The 22,816-nt window shown below is 40.7% G+C and carries 21 protein-coding genes; 13 read left to right on the top strand and 8 right to left on the bottom strand.

Annotated features, from left to right (window positions below; all coding sequences use genetic code 11):
* Positions 1 to 22: 22 nt before the first annotated feature.
* The 5 genes from rlmB to MTF66_RS38610 all read right to left on the bottom strand — a co-directional run bounded on the left by rlmB (position 23) and on the right by MTF66_RS38610 (position 6,053).
* Positions 23 to 769, bottom strand: a complete 747-nt coding sequence (gene rlmB, locus MTF66_RS20400; RefSeq protein WP_054561023.1) for a 23S rRNA (guanosine(2251)-2'-O)-methyltransferase RlmB — start codon at positions 767 to 769, stop codon at positions 23 to 25.
* Positions 766 to 3,249: a ribonuclease R gene (rnr, locus tag MTF66_RS20395; protein ID WP_248528309.1), complete on the bottom strand. Its 2,484-nt coding sequence runs from the start codon at positions 3,247 to 3,249 to the stop codon at positions 766 to 768. The genes rlmB and rnr overlap by 4 nt, the downstream gene beginning before the upstream one ends.
* Before the next feature lie 145 nt (positions 3,250 to 3,394).
* Positions 3,395 to 3,997, bottom strand: a complete 603-nt coding sequence (locus MTF66_RS20390; RefSeq protein WP_248528305.1) for a DNA-binding response regulator — start codon at positions 3,995 to 3,997, stop codon at positions 3,395 to 3,397.
* A complete protein-coding gene (locus MTF66_RS20385) occupies positions 3,994 to 5,079 on the bottom strand; it encodes a sensor histidine kinase (protein ID WP_248528302.1) in 1,086 nt (361 codons plus the stop codon). Before MTF66_RS20385 ends, MTF66_RS20390 begins: the two co-directional genes overlap by 4 nt.
* A 74-nt stretch (positions 5,080 to 5,153) precedes the next feature.
* On the bottom strand, positions 5,154 to 6,053 hold the full coding sequence (locus tag MTF66_RS38610; protein ID WP_248528300.1) for a tetratricopeptide repeat protein: 900 nt from the start codon (positions 6,051 to 6,053) through the stop codon (positions 5,154 to 5,156).
* A gap of 46 nt (positions 6,054 to 6,099) precedes the next feature.
* Between MTF66_RS38610 and MTF66_RS20375 the strand changes: the two genes are divergently transcribed.
* The 7 genes from MTF66_RS20375 to queG all read left to right on the top strand — a co-directional run bounded on the left by MTF66_RS20375 (position 6,100) and on the right by queG (position 13,459).
* Positions 6,100 to 6,948 (top strand): DUF350 domain-containing protein, encoded by an 849-nt coding sequence (locus MTF66_RS20375; RefSeq protein ID WP_248528298.1) that lies wholly within the window; start codon positions 6,100 to 6,102, stop codon positions 6,946 to 6,948.
* A 20-nt stretch (positions 6,949 to 6,968) separates the two neighbouring features.
* Entirely contained in the window at positions 6,969 to 7,787 is an 819-nt protein-coding gene (locus MTF66_RS20370) for a hypothetical protein (protein ID WP_248528295.1), read from the top strand.
* Entirely contained in the window at positions 7,777 to 9,303 is a 1,527-nt protein-coding gene (locus MTF66_RS20365; protein ID WP_248528294.1) for a polyamine aminopropyltransferase, read from the top strand. The genes MTF66_RS20370 and MTF66_RS20365 overlap by 11 nt, the downstream gene beginning before the upstream one ends.
* An 87-nt stretch (positions 9,304 to 9,390) precedes the next feature.
* Positions 9,391 to 10,257 carry a DMT family transporter gene (locus MTF66_RS20360; RefSeq protein ID WP_248528291.1) on the top strand — a complete coding sequence of 289 codons (867 nt, stop codon included), beginning with the start codon at positions 9,391 to 9,393 and terminating at the stop codon, positions 10,255 to 10,257.
* On the top strand, positions 10,254 to 10,952 hold the full coding sequence (locus MTF66_RS20355) for a glycerophosphodiester phosphodiesterase family protein (protein ID WP_138598853.1): 699 nt from the start codon (positions 10,254 to 10,256) through the stop codon (positions 10,950 to 10,952). The genes MTF66_RS20360 and MTF66_RS20355 overlap by 4 nt, the downstream gene beginning before the upstream one ends.
* An 84-nt stretch (positions 10,953 to 11,036) precedes the next feature.
* Positions 11,037 to 12,254 (top strand): methyl-accepting chemotaxis protein, encoded by a 1,218-nt coding sequence (locus tag MTF66_RS20350; RefSeq protein WP_248528504.1) that lies wholly within the window; start codon positions 11,037 to 11,039, stop codon positions 12,252 to 12,254.
* Between the two features lie 71 nt (positions 12,255 to 12,325).
* A complete protein-coding gene (gene queG, locus MTF66_RS20345) occupies positions 12,326 to 13,459 on the top strand; it encodes a tRNA epoxyqueuosine(34) reductase QueG (RefSeq protein WP_248528501.1) in 1,134 nt (377 codons plus the stop codon).
* Between the two features lie 20 nt (positions 13,460 to 13,479).
* Here queG and MTF66_RS20340 read toward each other — a convergent pair whose 3' ends face one another.
* From MTF66_RS20340 to MTF66_RS20330, 3 genes are all read right to left on the bottom strand, one after another.
* On the bottom strand, positions 13,480 to 14,607 hold the full coding sequence (locus MTF66_RS20340) for a PleD family two-component system response regulator (protein ID WP_058585888.1): 1,128 nt from the start codon (positions 14,605 to 14,607) through the stop codon (positions 13,480 to 13,482).
* 19 nt (positions 14,608 to 14,626) lie between these two features.
* Positions 14,627 to 16,576, bottom strand: coding sequence for an ATP-binding protein (locus tag MTF66_RS20335; protein ID WP_058585986.1), 1,950 nt, complete (start codon positions 16,574 to 16,576; stop codon positions 14,627 to 14,629).
* Positions 16,577 to 16,719: 143 nt separating this feature from the next.
* Positions 16,720 to 17,211: a GNAT family N-acetyltransferase gene (locus MTF66_RS20330; protein WP_248528288.1), complete on the bottom strand. Its 492-nt coding sequence runs from the start codon at positions 17,209 to 17,211 to the stop codon at positions 16,720 to 16,722.
* A gap of 75 nt (positions 17,212 to 17,286) precedes the next feature.
* Here MTF66_RS20330 and MTF66_RS20325 point away from each other — a divergent pair, with 75 nt between their 5' ends.
* From MTF66_RS20325 to MTF66_RS20300, 6 genes are all read left to right on the top strand, one after another.
* Complete coding sequence (locus MTF66_RS20325; RefSeq protein WP_054561036.1) at positions 17,287 to 17,862, top strand: glutathione peroxidase; 576 nt, start codon at positions 17,287 to 17,289, stop codon at positions 17,860 to 17,862.
* A 72-nt stretch (positions 17,863 to 17,934) separates the two neighbouring features.
* Positions 17,935 to 18,216 (top strand): peptidylprolyl isomerase, encoded by a 282-nt coding sequence (locus MTF66_RS20320; protein ID WP_054552716.1) that lies wholly within the window; start codon positions 17,935 to 17,937, stop codon positions 18,214 to 18,216.
* Positions 18,217 to 18,276: 60 nt separating this feature from the next.
* Positions 18,277 to 18,855: a glutathione S-transferase family protein gene (locus MTF66_RS20315; RefSeq protein ID WP_248528285.1), complete on the top strand. Its 579-nt coding sequence runs from the start codon at positions 18,277 to 18,279 to the stop codon at positions 18,853 to 18,855.
* Between the two features lie 17 nt (positions 18,856 to 18,872).
* Positions 18,873 to 19,223 carry a DUF2750 domain-containing protein gene (locus MTF66_RS20310; RefSeq protein ID WP_054552718.1) on the top strand — a complete coding sequence of 117 codons (351 nt, stop codon included), beginning with the start codon at positions 18,873 to 18,875 and terminating at the stop codon, positions 19,221 to 19,223.
* Positions 19,224 to 19,440: 217 nt separating this feature from the next.
* Positions 19,441 to 20,118 carry a hypothetical protein gene (locus MTF66_RS20305; protein ID WP_062566485.1) on the top strand — a complete coding sequence of 226 codons (678 nt, stop codon included), beginning with the start codon at positions 19,441 to 19,443 and terminating at the stop codon, positions 20,116 to 20,118.
* A 112-nt stretch (positions 20,119 to 20,230) separates the two neighbouring features.
* On the top strand, positions 20,231 to 22,801 hold the full coding sequence (locus MTF66_RS20300) for a M1 family metallopeptidase (RefSeq protein ID WP_248528282.1): 2,571 nt from the start codon (positions 20,231 to 20,233) through the stop codon (positions 22,799 to 22,801).
* Positions 22,802 to 22,816: the final 15 nt, after the last annotated feature.

Raw genomic sequence — 22,816 nt, 5'->3', positions numbered from 1 at the left:
GTGTCTGAAATTTTCGCGGTAGTTAGATTTGCGTTGCATTACGCTGACGTAACACTTCAAATAAACAGATACCGGTCGCAACTGACACATTTAAACTAGATACCGAACCAGCCATTGGGATTTTGACTAATAAATCACAATGCTCACGAGTAAGGCGGCGCATACCATCCCCTTCAGCACCCATAACAACAGCCATTGGCCCTGTTAGGTTTGCATCAAATAACTCTGTATCTGTTTCACCGGCAGTGCCAACAACCCAAACGCCTGCATCTTTAATTTCACGTAGCGTACGCGCAAGATTGGTTACTTGCACCAATGGTACTGTTTCTGCTGCACCGCATGCTACTTTACGCGCTGTGCCATTAAGTTTTGCAGACTTATCTTTAGGAACGATAATCGCGTGTACGCCCGCAGCATCTGCACTACGTAAACAGGCACCTAAGTTGTGCGGATCAGTAATGCCATCAAGCACCAATAAGAAAGGCGTTTCTTCACGGGCTATGATCTCATCAAGATCTTTTTCGTTATACATGCGCGCCGCTTTCACATTAGCGATAATGCCTTGGTGCTGCTCACCATTTGCTTTATTATCAAGCGCTTTACGCTGCATAAATTGTACAGAAATACCGAATTTACGTGCTTGGTCAATAACCGGGTTTAAACGTTTATCTTCACGCCCTTTTAAAGCATATATTTCTAAAAAGCGCTCAGGCTCTTTTGCTAATATTGCTTCAACTGAGTGAAAACCAAAAATTAATTCATTACTCACGTATTATTTGCTCCTCGGCCATTATGTTTACGGGCATTCTTACCCGGTCTTTTTGCCTTTTTGGTGGCTTTTTTCTTGCTCTTCTTTTTGCCGGCTTTTACAGCATCAGCTTGTTTACTATTAGGCTTTTTACGCCCTTTAGAAGGTGAAGACTTGCCACGTTTTTCATTCTCTTTGTCGCCTGATTTTACCTCAAAGCTGCCTGACTGCGCTTTTTTACCAGGAATTTTACCTGCTTTAAGCTGGGCACGAACACTTGGTTTTGCAGGGGCACTGCGGCCACGACGACGCGCATAACGGTCTTGTTGCGCCTCACCTGCTAACACTAAATTTATGCGTCGCTCATCAAGACTGACAGATGACACCTGAACCGTTAATTTATCGCCTAAACGATAAACGGTGTGAGTTTGTTCACCAATCAAGCAATGCTTAGCACCATCGTAATGGAAGTACTCATTGCCCAGGTTAGTTACATGGATCATGCCGTCGATTTGTAAATCATCTAAGCGTACAAATAAACCAAAGTTAGTTACCGATGAGATCACCCCACCAAATTCGTCACCAACATGGTCTTGCATAAATTCACATTTAAGCCAATCAGCTACTTCGCGAGTCGCATCATCAGCACGGCGTTCAGTGGTTGAACACTGCTCACCTAAAATATCAACTTCGTCATCAGTGTAGGCATACTCACCCGATGTTTGCTGACCTTGCGCTTTAAGCACCGCTTTGATTGCACGGTGAACCACTAAATCAGGATAACGACGAATTGGCGATGTAAAGTGGGCATACGCCGGTAAAGCTAAACCAAAGTGACCAATGTTATCTGGCTGATAAACCGCTTGCTTCATTGAACGAAGCAACATGGTTTGAATAAGCTCAGCTTCTGGGCGGTCGCCTAATTTAGCTAACACTTGGGTTATTTCTTTTGGTGTTGGCTCATCGGAAATCGCGGTTTCGATGCCAAGCTCTGATAAAAAGTTTCTGAAGAAACCAAGCTTTTCAGCATCAGGCTCATCATGCACACGATAAAGCGCACTCGCCTCGTGCTTTTCTAATAGTCGGGCTGCCGATACGTTCGCTAAAATCATGCACTCTTCGATAAGTTTGTGTGCATCATTGCGAACCACTGGCACGATTGATTCGATCTTACGATGTGCATTAAACACAAAGCGCGTTTCTAAGGTTTCAAACTCAATCGCACCACGCTCTTGGCGAGCAGCTTTAAGTGCCATGTACATTTGCTGTAAGTCAGTTAAATGTGGCACCATCTTGGCGTACTCTTCACGCAGCTTTTCATCGCCTTGTAAAATCGCATTCACTTTAGTGTAGGTAAAACGAGCGTGTGAATTCATCACCGCTTCGTAAAATTTATACCCAGACAACTTACCCGCTTCTGACACCGTCATCTCAGCAACCATACATAAACGGTCAACTTCTGGGTTCAATGAGCACAAGCCATTAGATAGCACTTTTGGCAGCATTGGAATAACTTGCTCAGGGAAGTAAACTGAGTTACCACGTTCAATCGCTTCTTTATTCAGAGGCGTGTTCATTCCTACGTAGTGCGACACATCGGCAATGGCCACCCATAAACGCCAACCACCTGATGGTTTGCGCTCACAATAAACGGCATCGTCAAAGTCTCGGGCATCTTCACCGTCGATTGTAACTAGCGGTAAGTCACGTAAATCAACGCGACCTTGCTTTGCTTGTTCATCAACAAACTCACCTAAATGAGCAACTTGCTTTTCAACCGCTTCAGGCCAAACGTGGGGAATATCGTGATTGCGAAGTGCAACTTCAATTTCCATACCCGGTGCTAAATGCTCACCCAGTACCTCAGTGACTTTACCTACCGCATTCATATGTCGGCTTGGGTTTTGAGTAATTTGCACCTGCACCATTTGGTTGTGGCGTGCACCATTTTCACTACCCGGTAGAATCATAATATCTTGCGTTATGCGTGGGTCTTCAGCCACAACAACAGCAATACCATGTTCAACAAAATAGCGGCCAACAATCGGCGCACGCTCATTGGTTAATACCTTAATAATGCGTGCATCGCATTTGCCACTTGAGCCTTTGCGATTGCCTTTAGCAAGCACAATGTCACCGTGCAACACCATATTCATTTGGTGCTTCGCGATAAACCAATCTTTACTCTCACCTTCAACTTCTAAAAAGCCGAATCCGTCACGATGACCAATGACCTTGCCTTTAACTAGGCCAGATTCATCAATCAATGCGTAGCATTTAAACTTATTGAAATACAGTTGACCATCGCGTTCCATAGCACGTAAACGACGTTTGAACGCAATTTGACGCTCTGTATCATTCACATGTAATTCGTCACAAAGTTGTGTGAAGTTTGCTGGTTTGGCGCGAGATTCTAAGTGAGTAAGTATAAACTCACGGCTAGGGACGGGGTTTTCGTACTTTTCTTGTTCTCGACTGAGATTTGGATCCTGTTTTGACATTCACTATCTTGTTAGTTGGTTATGTTGTTATTTTAACCCATAACCTAACAATGAGACAGGCAAAAGCTATGAAACTTTTAAGAAATTAATTAAACCTGTTTTCGCACTCAAATTGTTCTATAATTTAATAGCAAAAATAAGGACCTTATAACCACCCTTTTTGTCTTGCTATGCGAGCAGCATCTACTCGGTTTACCGCGTTTAGTTTACTCATTGCTTCTGAAAGATAATTTCTAACCGTACCTTCTGATAAAAACAATGTTTTTGCAATATCTTGAGTTTTTAAGCCATCAGCGGCTAATTTTAATGCTTTGCGTTCTTTATTAGTCAATGGGTCAGTGTCAGATAATGCAAGTAAAGCAAGTTCGGGATCAATGACTCTTCGGCCTTGATTGACTGATTTTATTGCATTAATTAAATGCTCTGAAGGCGCTTCCTTCAAAATAAAGGCGCTAACATCTGCTTTCATAGCACGTTTTATGTAACCTGCTTTTGAAAATGTAGTTATTATCATGGTTTTAATATCAGGATGGCGCTTACTCAGTATTTCTACCAATTCGATGCCTGACATATTGGGCATTTCAATATCTGATAACACAATATCAATCTTATTTTGTTCAATAAATTTAAGTGCAGCTTTGCCATCCTCTGCTTGCCCAACGACATTAATAAATGGATCAAGTCCAACAAGCGCACTAATTGCTTCCCTAACCATTTGCTGATCTTCAACAATGAGTAAATTAATCATGATAAATTCGCTTGAAAATTCATAGTCAGGCTAAACCCTTTTTTATTTTCCAAAATAAGCTCTCCGCCAGGTGCTTCAGTACGCTGCTTAATGCCATTAATGCCATTGCCACTTTTAAATGTGTTTACTATACCGTTATCCTTAATTGATATTAGTTTCTTACTAATATCAATTAAAACTTCATTCCCTTTACTATGTCTTAGAATATTAGTGCAAGCCTCCGTAACAATAAGCGATACGGTTTTTTGGGTTGCTGTCGATAAGTTTGTTAATTCATTGTTTACTATTACATTAAAGCCATTTTGTGTTAGCTCTTCTTGCAAAAACTCTAACTGTTTAGTGAGGTTAAACTGTTTCATATTTGTTACTGCTTTACGAATATCACTGAGTAAATCTCGGCTAATGGCCGCCACTTGCTTTATTTCACTCTGTGCTTGCTCAACGTTATCATTAACAATTAACTTTTCGGCTAGTTCTGCTTTTAGAGCAATCGACGATAGACTGTGACCAGCTAAATCATGAAGGTCTCGTGCAATGCGTTCACGTTCAGCAATCATTGCCAACTGTTCTATTTGATGTTGACTTTTTTGTTCACTTAACTGATGTATTCGTTCACGCCTCTCAGCACGTCCCATAAAATAAAGTGCAATGCTGATGATGAGTGCTGGCGCAATAAAATATGGATTATTCAAATCAAATAAATACACCGCGAGAAAAATACTTAAAGCAACAGCAACTAGCCCTAAAACGCCTTTTTTTTGTCTAAAGTTGAACCCAAAAAAATAGCAAGCAAAGCCAAATAAAGTTTGTGTTCCAAGAGTTAAATATGTACCAAAAGTTGCGATGATAACAATTATAGACACTGGAATGAGCGCATCTTCACCTTTTGCGTTAGCAGCTTTAACATAGTAAAAAATAAAAGTTATATATATCATAACTATAATAAAAGTATCTAAAGCTGCGAATTGCTCAAAATTTAGAATCAACGGTAAAAAATAAAAACTTGAAAAAACAAGTGGCCCCCAGACCCAGTAAGGCTTTTTTTCAATTGCTAAGCTTTGTCTAAAACTATCACTTTTCATTTATGCTCAATCCCATTTTTTGGCTTTTTTAAATCTTATCTAAACTTGGGCAGCATATGGCTGCCCACGATTAGTTACTGCTTATTTTTATTTATCAAAATTTTAGGCCATGTATAGTTTGGTGCAAGGTCAAGTGATGTTTGCCAATCTTGCACTGCTTTTTGTACATCATTTAGTGCTAAATATGTTAACCCACGCCAGACATATGCTTCCGCCTGCCCCCATTTATAACCATCATTATTATCATTTTGATAGTGAATAAGAGACGCATTCAATGAGCTTAGCGCTTGCTGTTTACTTCCACCAAACATGCTAGGTGTGTTTAAAGCAATTATACCTTTAACTAGATGAGCACGAGGATTACTTTTGTCAATTTGCACCGCATTATTTAACGCATTGTTCGATTTTATGCCGTAGTAAAAACCTGTAATAGGTTTAATCGAAATACGATAACCATACACTTGAGCAAGCAATGCGTTTGCCTCACTTTTATCTACGTCAAGTTTATCGTCTAAAAGCGCAGTTTGTGCAATATCAAGTAGGGCAAGCGCTTTTTCAGTTTCACCCATGATATTATGTGCAATAGCAAGGCGATAATTCACAAGCGCTGCATCATACCCTGCTGCATTTTTTGCTATTTCGGTAAGTTCTGACAAGTTATGCTGTTGAGATGCAAGTTCAATACTATCTATAGTACTTTGTTCAGCAAATACGTAATTTGTGTTAAATGTAATTGCCGCAGCGAATAACGCGTAAATATTTTTAGTAATTAGATTCATAGCTATACCCTTTATATTAATGAATGACAAACCGACATGTATCGGTACAGGTATAGTGTTACTTAAAAAAAAATGAGTGTTTAACGACATTTGTAAGCAATACATCATGACAATTGTCATAAAAAAGCTATGAAACTTTAAGAAATTGATTAATTCTGCCAAAAATGAAGCTTTGATATTCTTTGCAACAAACACTCTGTGTTAATATTTTCGGAAAATAACAACAAGCTAACATAATTATATGGATATTAACTTAACCCACTACCTCGCAACGATGGCCTACAACAGCGCCTATATTGGTCTGTTCATTGCGATCATAGCCGTTGCAAAACTGTCGTATAACTTAGCAACCCCTTATAACACCACCAACCAGTTAACCGACAATGCCAACAGTGCCTTGGGTTTATCTATTGGCGGCTACTTAGGGGCAATTACCATTATTTATGGCTTTGTTTTAGCTGGGCCTAGCCAAGGTTTGCTAAGCGACTTGATGAATGTATCACTGTACAGTGTATTTGGTATGGTGCTGCTCACTTGCTCACGTATTTTAAATGACAAATTACTGCTGCGTTTGTTCTGCAACCAAGAGCAATTAATTAACCAACAAAATGAGGCTGTGGGCTTAGTACAAGCAGCAAACTATATGGCCGCAGCACTGATCATTGGTGGTGCATTAACCGGTGAAGGCAGCTGGTTATCTGCCATAGTGTTTTATTTTTTAGGGCAACTAATGCTGATCATTTTTGCCAAAGGCTATGATCACCTCACTGCTTTTAATCTTCATGAACAGCTCGAAAAAGGCAACAAAGCCGTTGCACTTAGCTTTTCAGGCACTATGTTGGCGTTAGCTATTATCTTGTGTCATGCGCTCATTGGTGGCTTTCATACTTGGCAACAAAGCTTAAGCTTATTCTTTATTGACGCATTATTTGGCTTTTTAATTTTACCAATTGTGCGTTACCTCGTTGATAAAATTATCTTTAGCAAAATTTCACTCGACCAAGCAATGCACGACAAAAACACCGCCGTTGCGGTTATTGAAAGCAGCATTGCAATCTGTGTTGCTGTTATCATCACTATCGCTATTTAAGCTTATTTATGGAGTAATGGATGAACATCTATAAGCTTTTTATTATTGCCGCTATCACATTTGTTGTTTGCTTAGTGATACGTGCAGATCTACAAGCGCCACTTATTAGTGGCCAATATGGCAACTTTAAAAACTACGACGGACAAGACAAACCTTACCTATTTACTGTGCCAGAAGATGGCCAAATGATGCGCTTAGAAATTAAAGGCAGACTACCTTTAAACTCATGGAAAGCCATTGATATCGAAGTTTTTGACCCTGATGGTCACTATTTATTTAGTTACTCTGATGAACTTTGGGCTGAAACCGGACACGATTCAGATGGTAAATGGACTGAGTACCGTGATTATACTCATCACGATGTCCACTTCCCAAAGAAAGGGCAATATAGCGCCTACGTCAGTAGTACGTTTGGCCCAAATAAGCGTGCCGAACATTTTAGTTATACGTTTCGTATTATCCCAATCAAAGGTAACAGTAATTTTATGCTACCGCTGTTATGGATTTCTGGTTTCATTGGTGGTGTTGCGCTGTTTGTAATACTGCATCGTTTAGAGGCTGAGCGTGAAGGCTCAGATATTACTTATAAACCAATCAATAAATTGAACCCTGAAGCTATAAAAGCAATGGAGTCGCGCATCTCGGTTTGGCCTATTGTGTTACTGTTTTTTGCACCCGTGCTCTTCTTTTCATTCTTGGCATATAGCAAAGGTGACAAAGAGCAAGATTGGCAAGTTTACTCCTATCACCACCTCACGATAAGCGTTGATAAACAATTGCGTGAACAAAGTATTGGCAGTGCAGGTTTCCGTTCACGAGGCGGCCCAGGTGGTAAATAAGTCAATACGCGAAAGCCACATTTTACTGTTTAGTATTTTTGTTGCTGGCCTTTGCTCAATTATCTATGAACTACTGATCGCAACCACTGGAGCCTACTTTTTGGGTGATAGCATCACCCAATTTTCCCTAACAATTGGCGTCTATATGGCGGCAATGGGAGTTGGCTCTTATTTTTCGCGTTTTGTGCCTGATAAGCCATTGCTGGTGTATTTTATTGGTTTTGAGCTTGCGCTTGCACTACTTGGTGGCTTAAGTGTGCCATTGCTGTATTTCTGTTATGCGTTTGGTTTACCACTGCAAGCAATTAGTATTTTACTCACTACGCTAATAGGGATTTTGATTGGCTTAGAAATTCCGCTGTTAAGTCGCCTAATGGAAAAACATTATGCGCTAAAAGCAAACCTCGCCAATGTGTTATCTATTGACTACTTTGGCGCCCTGCTTGCGACTTTATTGTTTCCTTTTCTATTTTTACCTTGGCTTGGGGTTTTTAAAACAGCCTTAAGCTTTGGCTTAATGAATCTAAGTATTGCGCTGTTATTGCTGTGGTACTTTATCGACCATATCAGCCCAAATCGTCGAAAAGTGCTTAGACTCACTTTAGTTTTAGTCAGCTCAGTATTAGTGCTTTGCTTATTTGCTAGTAAACAGCTCACCCATCTTTGGCAAAGCCAAATCTACGATGATCGTGTAGTACACTCGGAGCAAACGCCCTATCAGCAAATCGTACTGACTCGTCATAAAGATGATATTCGGCTTTATTTAAACGGTGGCTTACAGTTTTCATCGATTGATGAGTATCGCTATCACGAAGCGCTTATTCATCCCGCTATGGTGCGCCATGGTAATGCCAAACGTATTCTAATTTTAGGCGGTGGCGATGGCTTAGCAGCCAGAGAGCTTTTGAAATACCCGCAAATAGAATCTATTACCCTAGTCGATTTAGACCCAGCAGTCGCTAGGCTTGCGCAAACTAATCACAACCTGACAACACTTAACAAGCACTCACTCAGTGACCCTAAAGTGACGGTTATTCATCAAGATGCTTATGTGTTTATTGAGCAAAACGAACAGCTGTTCGATATTATTTTTATTGATTTACCGGATCCAAAAGCAATCAATCTTGCACGGCTTTACAGTCAGCAGTTTTATCAACTAGTAAAAACACGACTACCAAATAACGGTATTGTAGTGACCCAGGCCACCAGCCCATTTTTTGCGAAGCAAGCATTTTGGTCTATTAATAACACACTCAGTGCAGCGGGCTTTGCACACACCCTGCCTTATCATTTAAATGTGCCCTCTTTTGGCGAATGGGGCTTTGTTATGGCTTGCAACTTGAAGTGCAGTAACCAACAAGTATTGCCAGTTAAAACCCGCTTTTACCGCCCTGAAAATGACGCACAATTGTTCATTTTTACCCCGGATATTAGCGCTAACAATGAAAAAGTATCGACGCTTGATGAGCCTAATGTGCTGCACTATTACTTGCAGGGGTGGAAATATTGGAACTAAACGAATGGATTAGCCCATTTGGGGAGTTTACAAAGTAAAGGATTACCGTTACAAAGAGAGTTAATAACAACAATAACAAGGTTTGTAATGCAGGCGCACAAACAGAGCCTTATATACTTACATATTGCAGTACTCCTATTTGGTGGTACTGCATTATTCGCAAAGCTAGTCAGCTTAAGTGCATTAGATATTACCGTTTACAGAACAGCAATTGCAGGCTGTGCCTTACTGATCTTACTTACAATTCAACACAAAGCGATTAAGCTTCACTCGCGTCGCGACTACCTTATAGCCTTCTTACTTGGCGTCACTGTTGGAATACATTGGCTCACCTACTTCGCAGGTATGCAACTAGCAGGTATTGCAGTCGGTATGATTGCCTTTTTTACTTACCCTGTTATCACGGTATTTTTAGAGCCTTTATTTCATGGCAGTAAACCACAGCTCAAAGATATTTTTAGCGCCTTGGTGGTGATGCTTGGTATTTATTTACTTATTCCTGATGCCAGCTTAGGCAATGATGTCACCCTAGGCATTGCTATTGGCATTTTGTCAGCGTTCTTTTTTGCGTTTCGAAATATCGTTCACAAGCGTTACTTTAGCCAATATGGCGGCCCACAAACCATGCTTTATCAAACTTGGATCGCCTGCATTATGCTGTGCGCCTTTGTCGAAGTACCGCCATTACAAGTTGATACAATAAATTGGCTGCTATTAATTACCGTAGGGGTTATTTTTACAGCAGCACCGCATTCACTGTTTGCAGCAAGCCTAAAAAACTTATCAGCTTCAACCGCTGGTTTGATATCGTGTTTGCAGCCTTTATACGGTACGTTTTTCGCTTTTTTAATTTTGCATGAGCAACCTTCAATTAGCACTCTTATTGGTGGCGCACTGGTGATTAGTGCCGCTTTTTATGAAACATGGTCAGTGACTCGTAGGTATAAGCAATGATGAAAGTATTCGCTCACAGAGGTGCCAGTGGTACCTACCCAGAAAATACTCAAAGCGCCATTATCGCAGCTGTTGATTTAGCAGTAGATGGCATCGAAATTGATGTGCAAAGCTGCCTTGATGATTACATGATTATTCACGACACTTGGCTTGATCGTACAACCTCTGGTCGCGGTAAGGTAAATGCCTGCTCAAAAGAGCAAATTCAACAATACGATGCAGGCAATGGTGAGTGCGTGCCCACTTTACAACAGGCAATCGATTGGGTTGGTGATAAAACCTTACTTAATTTAGAGCTTAAACATACTTTTTCGTTAGACAAGTTTGTAGAGCTTATTGAGTCAAATGTCAGTGCAGGGAAAATATCTCGGGATAACCTATTAGTCTCTTCATTTGATCACCACCAACTGATGTGGCTAAAGCAAAAATTGCCGTGGGTAAAGATAGGTGCACTCACCGCTTCTATCCCAATTAATTACAGCGAGTTTGCGCAAAAACTCCATGCCTATAGTATTCATGTAGATAAAAACTTTATAAACCATGAGTTTGTTGCTGACGCAAAACAACGCGGCCTTCAAGTTTATGCTTACACGGTCGATAAAGTGGAAGATATCGAATTAATGCTAGAGTATGGCGTAGATGGTATTTTTACTAATTTTCCGTGTCATACACAAATGACACTGCAGTCACTGTAACTCAACAAAACTAAGCTATACTGTTGAATTATGTGACATTGAATAATAAAAAATTACGCCAAAATGAATCAACACAACACCTTAATGAGTAGCTATATGCGCATTTACAATTTTATCGAACAAACTTTCTTTTACACTCTTACACGTAAAATTGTCGGTAATTTAGGTTTTGTGTTTGCGTTTCAAGCCATTACTTTGATTTGGCTTTATAGCAGCCTTTCAGAACAGCAAGCTGGCATGGGACTATTTTGGTTAATGACCTTTGTTATCATCGCGAGCTTTATTTTTACTATTTTCTATATGCGCTTTTTAATTGTGCGCCCAGTGCAAGCAATGCGCGATACACTTGAGCAAATCAACCGCCATGATGCCGATTTATCTGCCAAGCTACCGCATTTTACCTATGATGAGTTTCGTGATTTAAGTGAGCAGTACAATACCTTTACAGTTCATTTAGCAAACCTATTAGCCACCACTTACCAAAGCGCTCAAGCCAGTGCAGATAGTAGTTCAAAGATGACTCATTCAATGCAGCAAACCGCAGAAATGAGCCACCAGCAAATAAAATTCAGCCAAACCATTACTGATTCAAGCAACCAAATTACTTCAAGCCTTGAGAATATCTCAGTAAACACTGACAGCGTGCACCATGTTAATAGTGAACACTTAAACTTTGTTAAGCACTCAGCCACTGAGTTATCGGCATTAGTTAAAAAGGTAGCGATGATTAGCCAAATTTTGGGTAACTTCTCAGCAACAGTGTCTGGCCTTAAAGAAAACAGCGAGAACATTCGTGCCATTTTAAAAATGGTTGAAGAGTTTTCTGATCAAACTAATTTGCTTGCTCTAAATGCTGCAATTGAAGCGGCACGTGCCGGTGAAGCAGGCCGAGGCTTTGCGGTGGTTGCCGATGAAGTTAGATCGCTATCGGTTAAAGTAAACGATGCAACTCGCCAGATCAGTGACTTTATTAATCAAATGAATAGCCTTGTTAGCGAAACCAATAAAGAGTCTGAGCAACTAATTAGCCACTCGAGTGAAGCGGAAACAGCCATTAGCAACACCTCAACAGGCTTTAGCAATATGCTTGGCGAATTTGAGCAAAACCAACAACAACTACAACAAATTGTCAGCGCGGTGCATTTACTAGAGCAAACCCAAACCCAGACCCATCAAACGGTTGAGCAAATAGTGGCTTTGGGTGAGCAAGCTAAACAGCAAATTGATGAATCACTTGCTGATTGCCAGCAGTCACACAAACTGAGCCAACAAACCCAAGAGCAGTTAAAACGCTTTGTGTGATCGGCTTTTAACTGCTGCTCTGAGTCAAACTATGTTAAAGTAGCCGCTTCTTGGCTACTTTTTTATTGACCGTGACAACACCCGCTATTGATTATGAACAACTCGCACTGCAAATAAAGCAATGGGGTAAAGACCTTGGCTTTGCAGAAGTCGGGATCACTGATATTGACCTAACGAAGCATGAAGCTCAGCTACAGCGCTGGTTAGATTTAGGCTATCACGGTGAGATGGAATACATGGCAGCCCATGGTATGAAGCGAGCGCGCCCAGCAGAGCTGGTACCTGGCACGCAGCGAGTCATCTCAGTAAAAATGAACTACCTGCCGCCTGATGCAAGTTTTGCTAAAAACCTCAAACAGACTGATAAAGCGTACATTAGTCGCTATGCATTAGGTCGTGACTACCATAAGTTAATTCGCAACCGTCTGAAAAAGTTAGGCCAAAAAATAGAGCAGCAAGTTGGCCAGCTCGGTTTTCGCCCTTTTGTTGACTCAGCCCCCGTGCTTGAAAGACAACTAGCCGAAAAAGCAGGCTTGGGCTGGCGTGGAAAACATAGTTTATTAATCAATAAAGAAGCGGGCTCTTGGTTTTTCTTAGGTGAGCTGTTTGTGGATATACCGCTACCTATTGATGAAGAAAATAACTTTGAAGGCTGTGGTAAATGCGTTGCCTGTATGACGCTGTGCCCAACCGGTGCGATTGTTGAGCCTTATGTAGTCGATGCCCGTAAATGTATCTCTTACCTTACGATTGAACTGCAAGGCGCGATTCCAGAAGAGTATCGCCCACTGTTAGGAAATCGCATTTATGGCTGTGATGACTGTCAGTTAGTGTGTCCATGGAATCGCTATGGTCAGCTCACCGATGAAGCCGACTTCCACCCAAGAAAGCAACTTAAAGATCAAGACCTACTGACTTTATTTGCTTGGGATGAAGCAACCTTTCTTAAAAATACCGAAGGCAGCCCTATACGCCGCATTGGTCACGAGCGCTGGTTAAGAAACCTCGCTGTCGGATTAGGTAACGCTGATTACAACGAGCAAATAATCGAAGCTTTAGAGCAAAGGTTAACAACAGCTACAGCTTTGGTCGCTGAGCATATCGAGTGGGCGCTTGATCAGCAAAAAAATAAACGCCAGTTAAAGCTTCGTAAAACTGCGCGCTTAATTCGCATTGTTGAAAAAGGCCTACCCAGAGATGCTTGATGACTAGTTCAAGCTTTGCCCTATCGCGTTAATAATAGCGATAAGTCATTCTCAATTTCTTTAAAGGCCGCTTTAACCCCTTTTACAGACTCCTCTCGAGCCACTGAGTTCTGAATGGTTTCGTCGACCTTTTGATAGATAAACACCTCTTGGTCTTCATCTAAGCCCATGGTCGGTATGCGACTTTCTAAGTCTTCTTGAAGCCGCTTAAATACAGCTTCGTTATTGATACGGTTTTCATTTAAAAGCTCAATCAAACCTGTAAATTTGCTGTGCACCTTACCTACAGCATCATTTAACTGTTGTTGCTGTTGAAGAAGCTCTTTCTTCGTGAGAATCGCTTTTAGCTGTTGCTCTGTAACACTGACTAAAAAACAGATATGGTCTCGAATTCGACCATGCTTATCGGGGTCTTGCCCAGGCATATTTAAGATAAGCAAACTAATCATTTCATAGTTTACTAAAATCCGATTTGAGAACTCATGTAAACGACCTTTGCTTTTCAGCATTTCAAACAGCTCGATCACTATCGGCGAGCACACACCCGACACAGAGAAATGTAATACTTCGTTATCTAACCTAAACTCCACATTACTTTGTAAATCAAATGCACCTAAACAGTTTAAAAAGGCTTTGCCGAGTTCATGTTCGTTATCTATTGATCCTATATGCTCAATATAATTAACAATTTGTCCCATTTCACTGCTGTTTGCCATGGCATTAAATGCCGTTGACGTAGCATCTTCAACTTGTTGTTCTAGCGATTCCTTTTCAATTAGCACTTGATTTAAATGTTGTAACTTAAGCTTGAGCTCATTATGGCTAAATGGTTTAACAATGTAGTCTTCTGCACCAACAGAATAACCTTCCATGCGCTCCTCAACGGTGCCTCTGGCTGAGACAAACATCACAATAATTTTTTGCGTGTTGGGGTTTTCTTTCAGCTTACGACAGACATCGTAACCACTCATTTGTGGCATGCTCACATCGAGTAAAATCACTTGAGGGTCGAACTCTTCAACGACTTCTAAGCATTCTGGGCCGCTATTAACCATTTTCAGCTCAAAATCGAGATCCTCAAGGATCTCTTCAATAATTTCTAAATTAAATGGTTCATCATCAACCGCTAAAATACGTTTCAAGGCCATGATTATCTCTTCCGTTTTATTAATTCATCGATATAGACTGTTGTTCATTTGCCAAGTGTTGCGGCAAGTCTATTTCTAAGGGCAGCCGTACCAAAATAGTGGCGCCCCCGTACTCATTGTTACTTGCCGAAATAGTGCCTTGATGTAAGGCTACAAATTCCCGGCAAATAGCTAATCCAAGCCCAGTGCCTCCCGCACCACTGTTGGTTTTACTGCTTTGCTCAAACTTAGCAAAAATCTTTTCAAGCTCTTGTTCAGGGATCCCTATTCCACGGTCAATAACAGCGATCTCGGCCATCTGCTCATTCACCGCTAAACTAATATCAATTTCGCTATTCGGCTCACTAAACTTCAGTGCATTACCGATCAAGTTACGCATAATTTGATTAATTTGTTCTTCGTCGCACTCAAGCACAATGCCTTGTTCAAAACCTATAGGCCGAATAGCAATACTTTTTTCAAGGGCTGTGCCCGACACATCATCAATGCTGGTTTTTATAACATTGCTTAAGTTATGCTTTTGCGGATTGAACGGGAATTTCCCGACATCGAGTTTTGATAGATCGAGTAAGTTATTCAGCAGCGATAATAATCGCTCACCACTTTGTTCAATTCTAGATAGATACTTGTTTAACTTGTCTTTACTTAAATCGTCATTAGCAACCTTATCAAGCCCAAAGCGAGCAAAGCTTAAAATAGAATGCATAGGTGTTCTAAGTTCATGAGACATGTTCGCTAAAAACTCAGATTTACTATGATTTGCCGCTTCTGCCACATTTTTAGCATGCTCTAACTGAGCAGTACGGGCTTTGACCTCTTCTTCAAGCAAATCTTTAGCTTCAACGAGTAAATCTTCTTTCTCTTTAAGATGCGTAACGTTCTTAAAGATCACCGCTAGCGCAATTTCTCCGTGGTGGTCGATTTCGTTAAACGAGCCAACTAAAGGCACCTCACTGCCATTTTTCTTGAGTAGTCGTAAGTCACAACTAAATTGTCGGTTTTTACTTAAAGTCGCAATCTTATCTTTGATGCGCTCAGTTGAAGCCACATCAAAAAACTCAAATACCGAGCAATTCTCAAACTCTTTCAGCGGTTTTTCAAAAAGCTGCTCACAGGCGTCGTTAGTTTCTATAACCTTACCACCACGCTCAAATAGAATAATGGCATCGGGTGTATGCTTAAAAATAACCCGCAGTAAGCTGTCTTTTTCTATGAGCGCATCAACTGTATTTTGCAAACGTTCTACTAATTCAGTGTTATGACGCCTTAATAGCTCTGTTTGCCAAAGCTTGTGTACGGACTGCAATAAAGTATTATCATCAACCGGCTTGATAAGAACATCTTCCACCCCTTGGCGAATAGCTGCCACCATCGAGACTTGGTCTGGTTTAGAGGTATAAAGCAAACAGCGACTATTAGGCTGGCGTGTTTTGAGCTTATTAAAAAGCTCAAGCCCTGTGCCATCAGTAAAAGTAAAGTCACTAATGAGTAAATCAATGTCGTGGTCTTTAATAATATTAAGGGCTAATGAAGTGTTACCTGCACTGAAGGTTTTAATATGCGCCCCTTTGAGGTTTAGGGCAATTTGAGCTAAGCGCTCTTCGCAGTGATCTACAAGTAACACAGTAGGAAGTTGAAGAATATTATCGCTGTCGAGCTCAAGTACCCCTTCTAATAGTGAGCTGATCTCTTTATTTGCAAAGAAGGGGTAAATAACCACAGCATTAGGCAATAGACGGTTTACTTCACTAAAATGTTCTAGCAAATCACTACGCTGCGCTTTGGGCGCTAAAAGCATGAAGTGCTCTTGTGAGAACACTCCCATTAGCGTTTTAATAACAGTGGTTGGCACACCATGAGAAGCTGCAACAAGATCAAAATCTTGATCTAAAACCGCATCATCAACCAATGCAAAATGTAATAGCTCAACTCGACAGCCAATTAGCTCTAACAACACCTTAACCCGCATTGCTAAAACACTATTGCTGTCAACAATTAAAATTCTTCGCACAGTAGACTAGACTCGCTTAATAATAAATACCTATTTTAGCGTAGCCTAAAATCGTAATGGGTCACAATTTGTACCGCATTTTTTATTAGCTTTTTAGCTAATTAACTGTCTAACCGCTTACCTAAAATAGTAAGGCTATAGGCTTTATCATCCATGATCGCAATCTCAGGAAGCTCTCCCCAGACCTTGTAATCAAAGCGATTAAACAGTTTTATACTTGGTAGGTTATGGCTAAAGATAAAAGCTAATAACACCTTGATATCAAGTATTTTTGCATGCTGTTCTGAAAATGTAAGCAATTGTTTACCTAACCCTTTCCCTTGAGCTTGCTGAGTGATGTAAATACTAATTTCAACGGTACCATCGTAGGCTGGTCGACCATAAAACGATTTATAACTCAGCCAAGCAAGCACTTTACCTTGTTGCTCAAAAACAAAGATAGGTCTTTTCTCTGTATGGCTATCAAACCAAGCTTGTTTGTCTGCAACCGACACCTCTTCAGTATCTGCGGTTACCATACGCCCTGGGATAGTCTCGTTATAAATAGCGACTATGTCAGTTAAATCGTTTTGTATTGCTTTGCGAATCGTCATAAATAGCTGAAATTAAATGATCACTTTGCTGCATATTAGCGTATATTCATCACAAATAACTAGCGGGAAATAACTATGTATAAATATGCTTTGTTACTTGCAGCAGGTCTAATAACAACCAACCTTGCAGCACAAACTACTGAGGCTACGCCAACGGCTAAAGCAAGCAGCCAATGTGATGACTTTACCAATGTTACAATGAGAAAGTTACGCTCAAAAGAGTCAATTAACTTCTGCGAATTCAAAGACAAACCACTCCTAATAGTCAATACCGCTAGTAATTGTGGTTTTACCGGCCAGTTTGAAGGCTTAGAGGCTATTCATAAAGAATATAAAGACCAAGGCTTGGTCGTATTAGGGTTCCCATCAGATGACTTTTTCCAAGAAGAAGACGATGAAAAAGACACTGCAAAAGTATGTTTCATCAATTATGGCGTAACCTTTAATATGCTTGCTACCAGTGCCGTTCGCGGTAGCGATGCAAACCCGATATTCAAGCACCTAAACGAAGCAACCAGCTCACCTAACTGGAACTTTTACAAATATTTAGTGTCTGCTGACCGTAAGACAGTACAGCGCTTTAATAGTAAAACTAAGCCACAATCGCAAACTTTACGCGATGCAATTGAAGCTGAGCTGACTGCAAAATAAATTTAATTTTTCGTTCGGTAAATATTGAACTAAACTAGTAATTTAATACTAAAACACACATTAGGAGATGTTATGGCAGTAGCCAGTGCAAGACACATTCTCGTAGACAGTGAAGCTCACTGTTTAGATTTAAAACAGCAAATTGAGCAAGGAGCTGACTTTGCAGAGCTTGCTCGTGCTCATTCTAATTGCCCATCAGGTCAAGACGGTGGTGCATTAGGTGAGTTTGGCCCTGGCATGATGGTTCCAGAGTTCGACAAAGTCGTATTCTCTGCACCAATTAACCAAGTACAAGGCCCGGTACAAACTCAGTTTGGTTATCATCTTCTAGAAGTAACAAGCCGTACTGACTAATTGACAAATTGACTTCAAAAAGCCGCTTCACAGCGGCTTTTTTTTGCAAAGGACACCATCATGCAATTACTAGGCTCTACTACCTCACCTTTTGTGCGCCGTATTCGGATTTGGGCGGCACTTAATAACCTACCTATTGATTTTGTTAATTTGGATATTTTCTCTGAGCAAGACAGACAAACCATGATTGCTCATAACCCTGCCAGAAAAATTCCTGTATTAATCGACCATGATTTTACCTTATGTGATTCCAACTCAATTATCCGCTACTTGCTCGAGAAAGCTGATCAGCCGTTACTTAGCTGGCAGCAAGAGAACTACTTAACCATTATCAATGCCTGCAATGATTCACTGGTAGAAATTTTACTTTGTCAGCGTTCAGGGTTTAATACCAACAGCGACAAACTATTTTTTAATTTACAGAATGAACGAATTGTTGAAACATTAGCCTATTTAAATACTCATTTATCGGAGCCAGTATTTAAAAGCTGTGAATACCTCAACATCAGTTTATACTGCTTGCTAGATTGGATCCGCTTCCGCGAATTAACTGATTTTAGCCAACTAGAAAACTTAGTTGGTTTTTATCATAAATTCGCCGATAAAGCGGCGGTACAACAAACAGATCCACGAATATAAAGATAAGGGTTACGCAAATGAGCGATATCGAAATTGAATCAGAATTAGTTAGCTTTGTAGAAAAAGTTCGTTTGAACGAATCTATGTGGGCACTGGGTGCCGAAGATGGTGGTTTTGTTGTCTGTGAATCAAACCAATTTAGCGACACAGATGTGCTATTACTTTGGGGCACTGAAGACGCTGCAAAAGCACAATGCAAAGACGAGTGGCAAGACTATACGCCCGTTGAAATTGGCCTAGACGAATTTCTTGATGAGTGGGTTGAAGACCTTAACGAAGATGATGCGCTTGTTGGTTTAAACTGGAACGATGATCAAGTATGCGTTGAAATCGAACCGGTTGGTTTAGCTAAAGCTCTTTGCGATTAATAGCAATCCTTAAGCTTATAACGACACAGCCGTATTTATGGCAGTGTCGTTAAGCTGGAAACTTGATACTTATATTGATTTTAACAATAGAACCACTATTACTTGCAATCAATGCCTTGCCTAAATCGCTTTTAATTCCAACTGAAGCTCGCATCTTGAGGTGGTTTGGGTATATCAGTTATACTCTTCGACACATCTTTATTATCAAGGTATTAGGTTGAAGTCCCATCTTGGTCGTAGGCCCTTTTCGGCCATGGAATTACATACCCTGTATAATGGTTACATTTACGGTGATCAGCGTTTAGCACGTGAACAAGCTAAGCATTGGCACTTTTGGCTGCCTTTGTTTGCCTATTACACCGGTGCCTACAGCGATGAAATTGGCCATTTAACCCTTGATAATATTGTCACCCTTGATGGAATTCGCTGCTTTGATTTTCATACACATGGCAAGATAAAACCCCGCTATGTGCCTATCCACAATGCATTACTCGATGCAGGACTTGACCAATACTTAGGCTATTTAAATGAGCAAAATCAGCAACGACTGATGTTTGATTTACCCGCTAAATCTGGTCGCTACAGCGAAAAAGTACGTATTTGGTTTTCGGGTGAAGGTGAACGCGCTGGTTATTTACAAAAGTGCGCTATTCCTACTGTTGATCAGCAAGGTATGAAAACCGCGATAAGCAGCTTACGGCTCAACTTTGAACAACAAGTGCGAATTCATGCACTGCAAGCCAACTGCAAAGACGCCTTTAACTACTTGCTTGGTTTTAAAGATTTCAACGAGCAACGCTTTGCTGATATGCAGTTATTAAATACCGTGCTGCAAAACATACGACAAATAAACCCGCAACTGCATTGGCAGCGTTTCATTGACCGCCATAATTAACTGACAAACTTTGTTACTAACTATTTATTACTGTTCAAATTAAAACCTGATAGCATGGTGATTCGCCCCTCATAGCAGGTGCCTTTCTAACAACAAAAAATCAGGGATACTTATGTTCTTAAAAAGCCTATTAACGGTGAGTGTTGCACTTGCTGTTAGCTCTGCCCATGCCAATGAATATGTTATCGAAAAGCTTGCCAAGCCTAGCTCACAACAAGTAGAACTTACGCTTGATCCTGCCAAAGACAATTTTTCTGGTCATACCGAAATTGCTTTAGAGGTTCTAAAAGCAACGAATTATATCGAATTAAACGGTATTGATTATGCAGTTAGCATGGCGAAAATTTTAGGTGCAGAAAACTGTGACCTAAGTGCTGAAATGCTAAAAACAGGCAAAGTTAAATTCGCTTGTGAAGAAAAAATTCAGCCAGGTAAATACACTTTAAAAGTTGATTTTACCGCACCTTATAACCGCCAAAGTGTTGGTTTATATAAAACTTTAGATCAAGGCACACCTTATCTTTTCACGCAATTTGAAATGAGCGATGCGCGTCGTGCATTCCCGGTTTTTGACGAGCCAAGTTATAAAATTCCATTTCAGCTAACTATCACAGCGCCAACATCACAAAAAGTGTATGCCAATACACCGGTTTTAAAAACCAAAGTTGATGGCGATATGACAACGCACTTTTTCGACAAAACACCACCGATTCCTTCTTACTTAGTCGCTATGGCTGTGGGCCCGTTTGAAGAGCTTGAAATTAAAGGCATGCCAATCCCTGGCCGCGTATTGACTCCGCAAGGTAAAATTCACCTTGCTGATTACGCAAAAGAAAATATGCCGCGCGTGTTAAAAGCACTAGAAGATTATTTTGGCATTCCTTACGTTTACAAAAAGCTAGACTCAGTGGCAGTGCCAGAGTTTCCATTTGGCGCAATGGAAAACGCAGGCCTAGTGACTTATCGTGAAGACATTTTACTAGTAGACCTAGCAACAGCAACGCGCAGCAAAAAAGAGCGTAATGTATCAATCATTGCCCATGAGTTAGCTCACCAGTGGTACGGTAACCTAGTTACTATGAAGTGGTGGAATGATTTATGGTTAAACGAAGCATTCGCAAGCTGGATGGCAGCGAAAATCACTGCACAAATCAACCCAGAATTTGAGTCTCACTTAGACTTACCACAAAACCATGTAATGGCACTGGATGCGCGTTTAAGTACTAAACCTATTCGTAAGCCAATCAAAACTGAAGCTGACATCATGGATGGCCTTGGCCTTGCCTACAGTAAAGGGAGTGCGGTTTTATCTATGGTTGAAAACTGGATTGGCGAAGAGGCATTCCAGCAAGGTATTCGTGCTTACTTGAAAAAATTCTCTTATAAAAATGCAGAAGCTGCTGATCTATGGCAAGCACTAGGCGAAGCGTCTAATAAAGATGTGGCAAGTGTTCTTAAATCGTTTATCGAACAGTCATCTTTCCCACTTATTAAAGTAACGCAAGATGGTAAGAAAATTAATATCAGCCAAAGCCGCTTTGTAAATGCTGGCGTTGATGCACCAGCACAACTTTGGAATGTTCCGGTTGCAATTAAGTATGGTGCGGGCGACAAAGTTAAAACCGCGAGTGTACTGCTGAATAAAGAAACACAGCAACTAACTCTCGACTTTGAACCTGAGTGGATCTACCCAGATCAAGGTGCCATGGGTTATTACCGCTGGGTATTAGATGATGCTCAGTTTAATGCCCTACTAGAGAACGCTGCTGACAAGCTAACGGTACGTGAGCGCTTAGCGCTACTTTCTGCGGTTGATTCATTACTTGATGCAGGTGTTATCTCTGCGGCTCACTTAATGCAAACTTTAGAAGCCTTTGTAAGTGATGCTCACCCATTAGTAGCAAACACAGCATTGGGTTACCTTGCTGCTCAAAAACGCGTATTCGAAGACGACAGCAACCGTGACTTATGGCCTAAATTTATCCGTAACAGCATTGCACCAGCTGCTAAACAATATGGTTTAACAGCAAAAGCAGGTGAAGATGCCGCGGTATCGCAATTACGTGCGCAAGTTATTGCCCGTTTAGGTTTTGATGGCCAAGATCAAAAAGTCATTGATACCGCAAAAGCACAAGCAGCACTGTACTTAAACAACCCTGAAAATGTTGACCCATATTTAGCCTCAACTTACTTAAACCTTGCGGCTTACCATGGCGATGCGAAGTTACTTGAAAAGTACAAGCAAACCTTTAAAACCACAAAGGATCCACAAGTTCGTACTAAGATGCTGGCAGCGATGGGTTACTTTGGTAAACCTGAGTTACAAAAAGCGGTTCTAGAGTACAGCTTAACAGATAACGTAACAGCTTCAGATATGCGTACGTTATTAGGTGGGTTAGGCTATGGTAAAGAACGTGAAGCACTGTTTATTGCGTGGATTTACAACAATTACGATGCCATCACTAAGAACTTACCGCCGTTCTTTGTACCAAACTTACCGTTTTTCACCACTGCAAGCTGTGATGCGAAAAGCTTAGAGAAAACCAAAACCTTCTTCAACGATAAAATCACTGAAGTACCAGGGTATGCACGTTCTCTTAGTAAGCTTGAAGAAAGCATTAATGATTGTATTGCACTGAAAAACCGTGAGTTAAACTCAGTGAATAGCTTCCTTAAGCGCTAATTAAAGCAAATGCGA

The organism is Pseudoalteromonas sp. 2CM39R (assembly GCF_023161845.1).
Note: the sequence above shows the minus strand (reverse complement) of the source record. Positions and strands in the feature narration are given on the sequence as shown.

Coding starts and splice junctions, on each gene's coding strand:
- MTF66_RS20340 (WP_058585888.1), bottom strand. CDS start 14,607: ATGGCCTTGAAACGTATTTTAGCGGTTGATGATGAACCATTTAATTTA.
- MTF66_RS20390 (WP_248528305.1), bottom strand. CDS start 3,997: ATGATTAATTTACTCATTGTTGAAGATCAGCAAATGGTTAGGGAAGCA.
- MTF66_RS20325 (WP_054561036.1), top strand. CDS start 17,287: ATGTATAAATATGCTTTGTTACTTGCAGCAGGTCTAATAACAACCAAC.
- MTF66_RS20375 (WP_248528298.1), top strand. CDS start 6,100: ATGGATATTAACTTAACCCACTACCTCGCAACGATGGCCTACAACAGC.
- rnr (WP_248528309.1), bottom strand. CDS start 3,249: ATGTCAAAACAGGATCCAAATCTCAGTCGAGAACAAGAAAAGTACGAA.
- MTF66_RS20335 (WP_058585986.1), bottom strand. CDS start 16,576: ATGCGGGTTAAGGTGTTGTTAGAGCTAATTGGCTGTCGAGTTGAGCTA.
- MTF66_RS20320 (WP_054552716.1), top strand. CDS start 17,935: ATGGCAGTAGCCAGTGCAAGACACATTCTCGTAGACAGTGAAGCTCAC.
- MTF66_RS20385 (WP_248528302.1), bottom strand. CDS start 5,079: ATGAAAAGTGATAGTTTTAGACAAAGCTTAGCAATTGAAAAAAAGCCT.
- MTF66_RS20300 (WP_248528282.1), top strand. CDS start 20,231: ATGTTCTTAAAAAGCCTATTAACGGTGAGTGTTGCACTTGCTGTTAGC.
- MTF66_RS20355 (WP_138598853.1), top strand. CDS start 10,254: ATGATGAAAGTATTCGCTCACAGAGGTGCCAGTGGTACCTACCCAGAA.
- MTF66_RS20310 (WP_054552718.1), top strand. CDS start 18,873: ATGAGCGATATCGAAATTGAATCAGAATTAGTTAGCTTTGTAGAAAAA.
- MTF66_RS20330 (WP_248528288.1), bottom strand. CDS start 17,211: ATGACGATTCGCAAAGCAATACAAAACGATTTAACTGACATAGTCGCT.
- MTF66_RS20315 (WP_248528285.1), top strand. CDS start 18,277: ATGCAATTACTAGGCTCTACTACCTCACCTTTTGTGCGCCGTATTCGG.
- MTF66_RS20370 (WP_248528295.1), top strand. CDS start 6,969: ATGAACATCTATAAGCTTTTTATTATTGCCGCTATCACATTTGTTGTT.
- MTF66_RS20360 (WP_248528291.1), top strand. CDS start 9,391: ATGCAGGCGCACAAACAGAGCCTTATATACTTACATATTGCAGTACTC.
- MTF66_RS20350 (WP_248528504.1), top strand. CDS start 11,037: ATGAGTAGCTATATGCGCATTTACAATTTTATCGAACAAACTTTCTTT.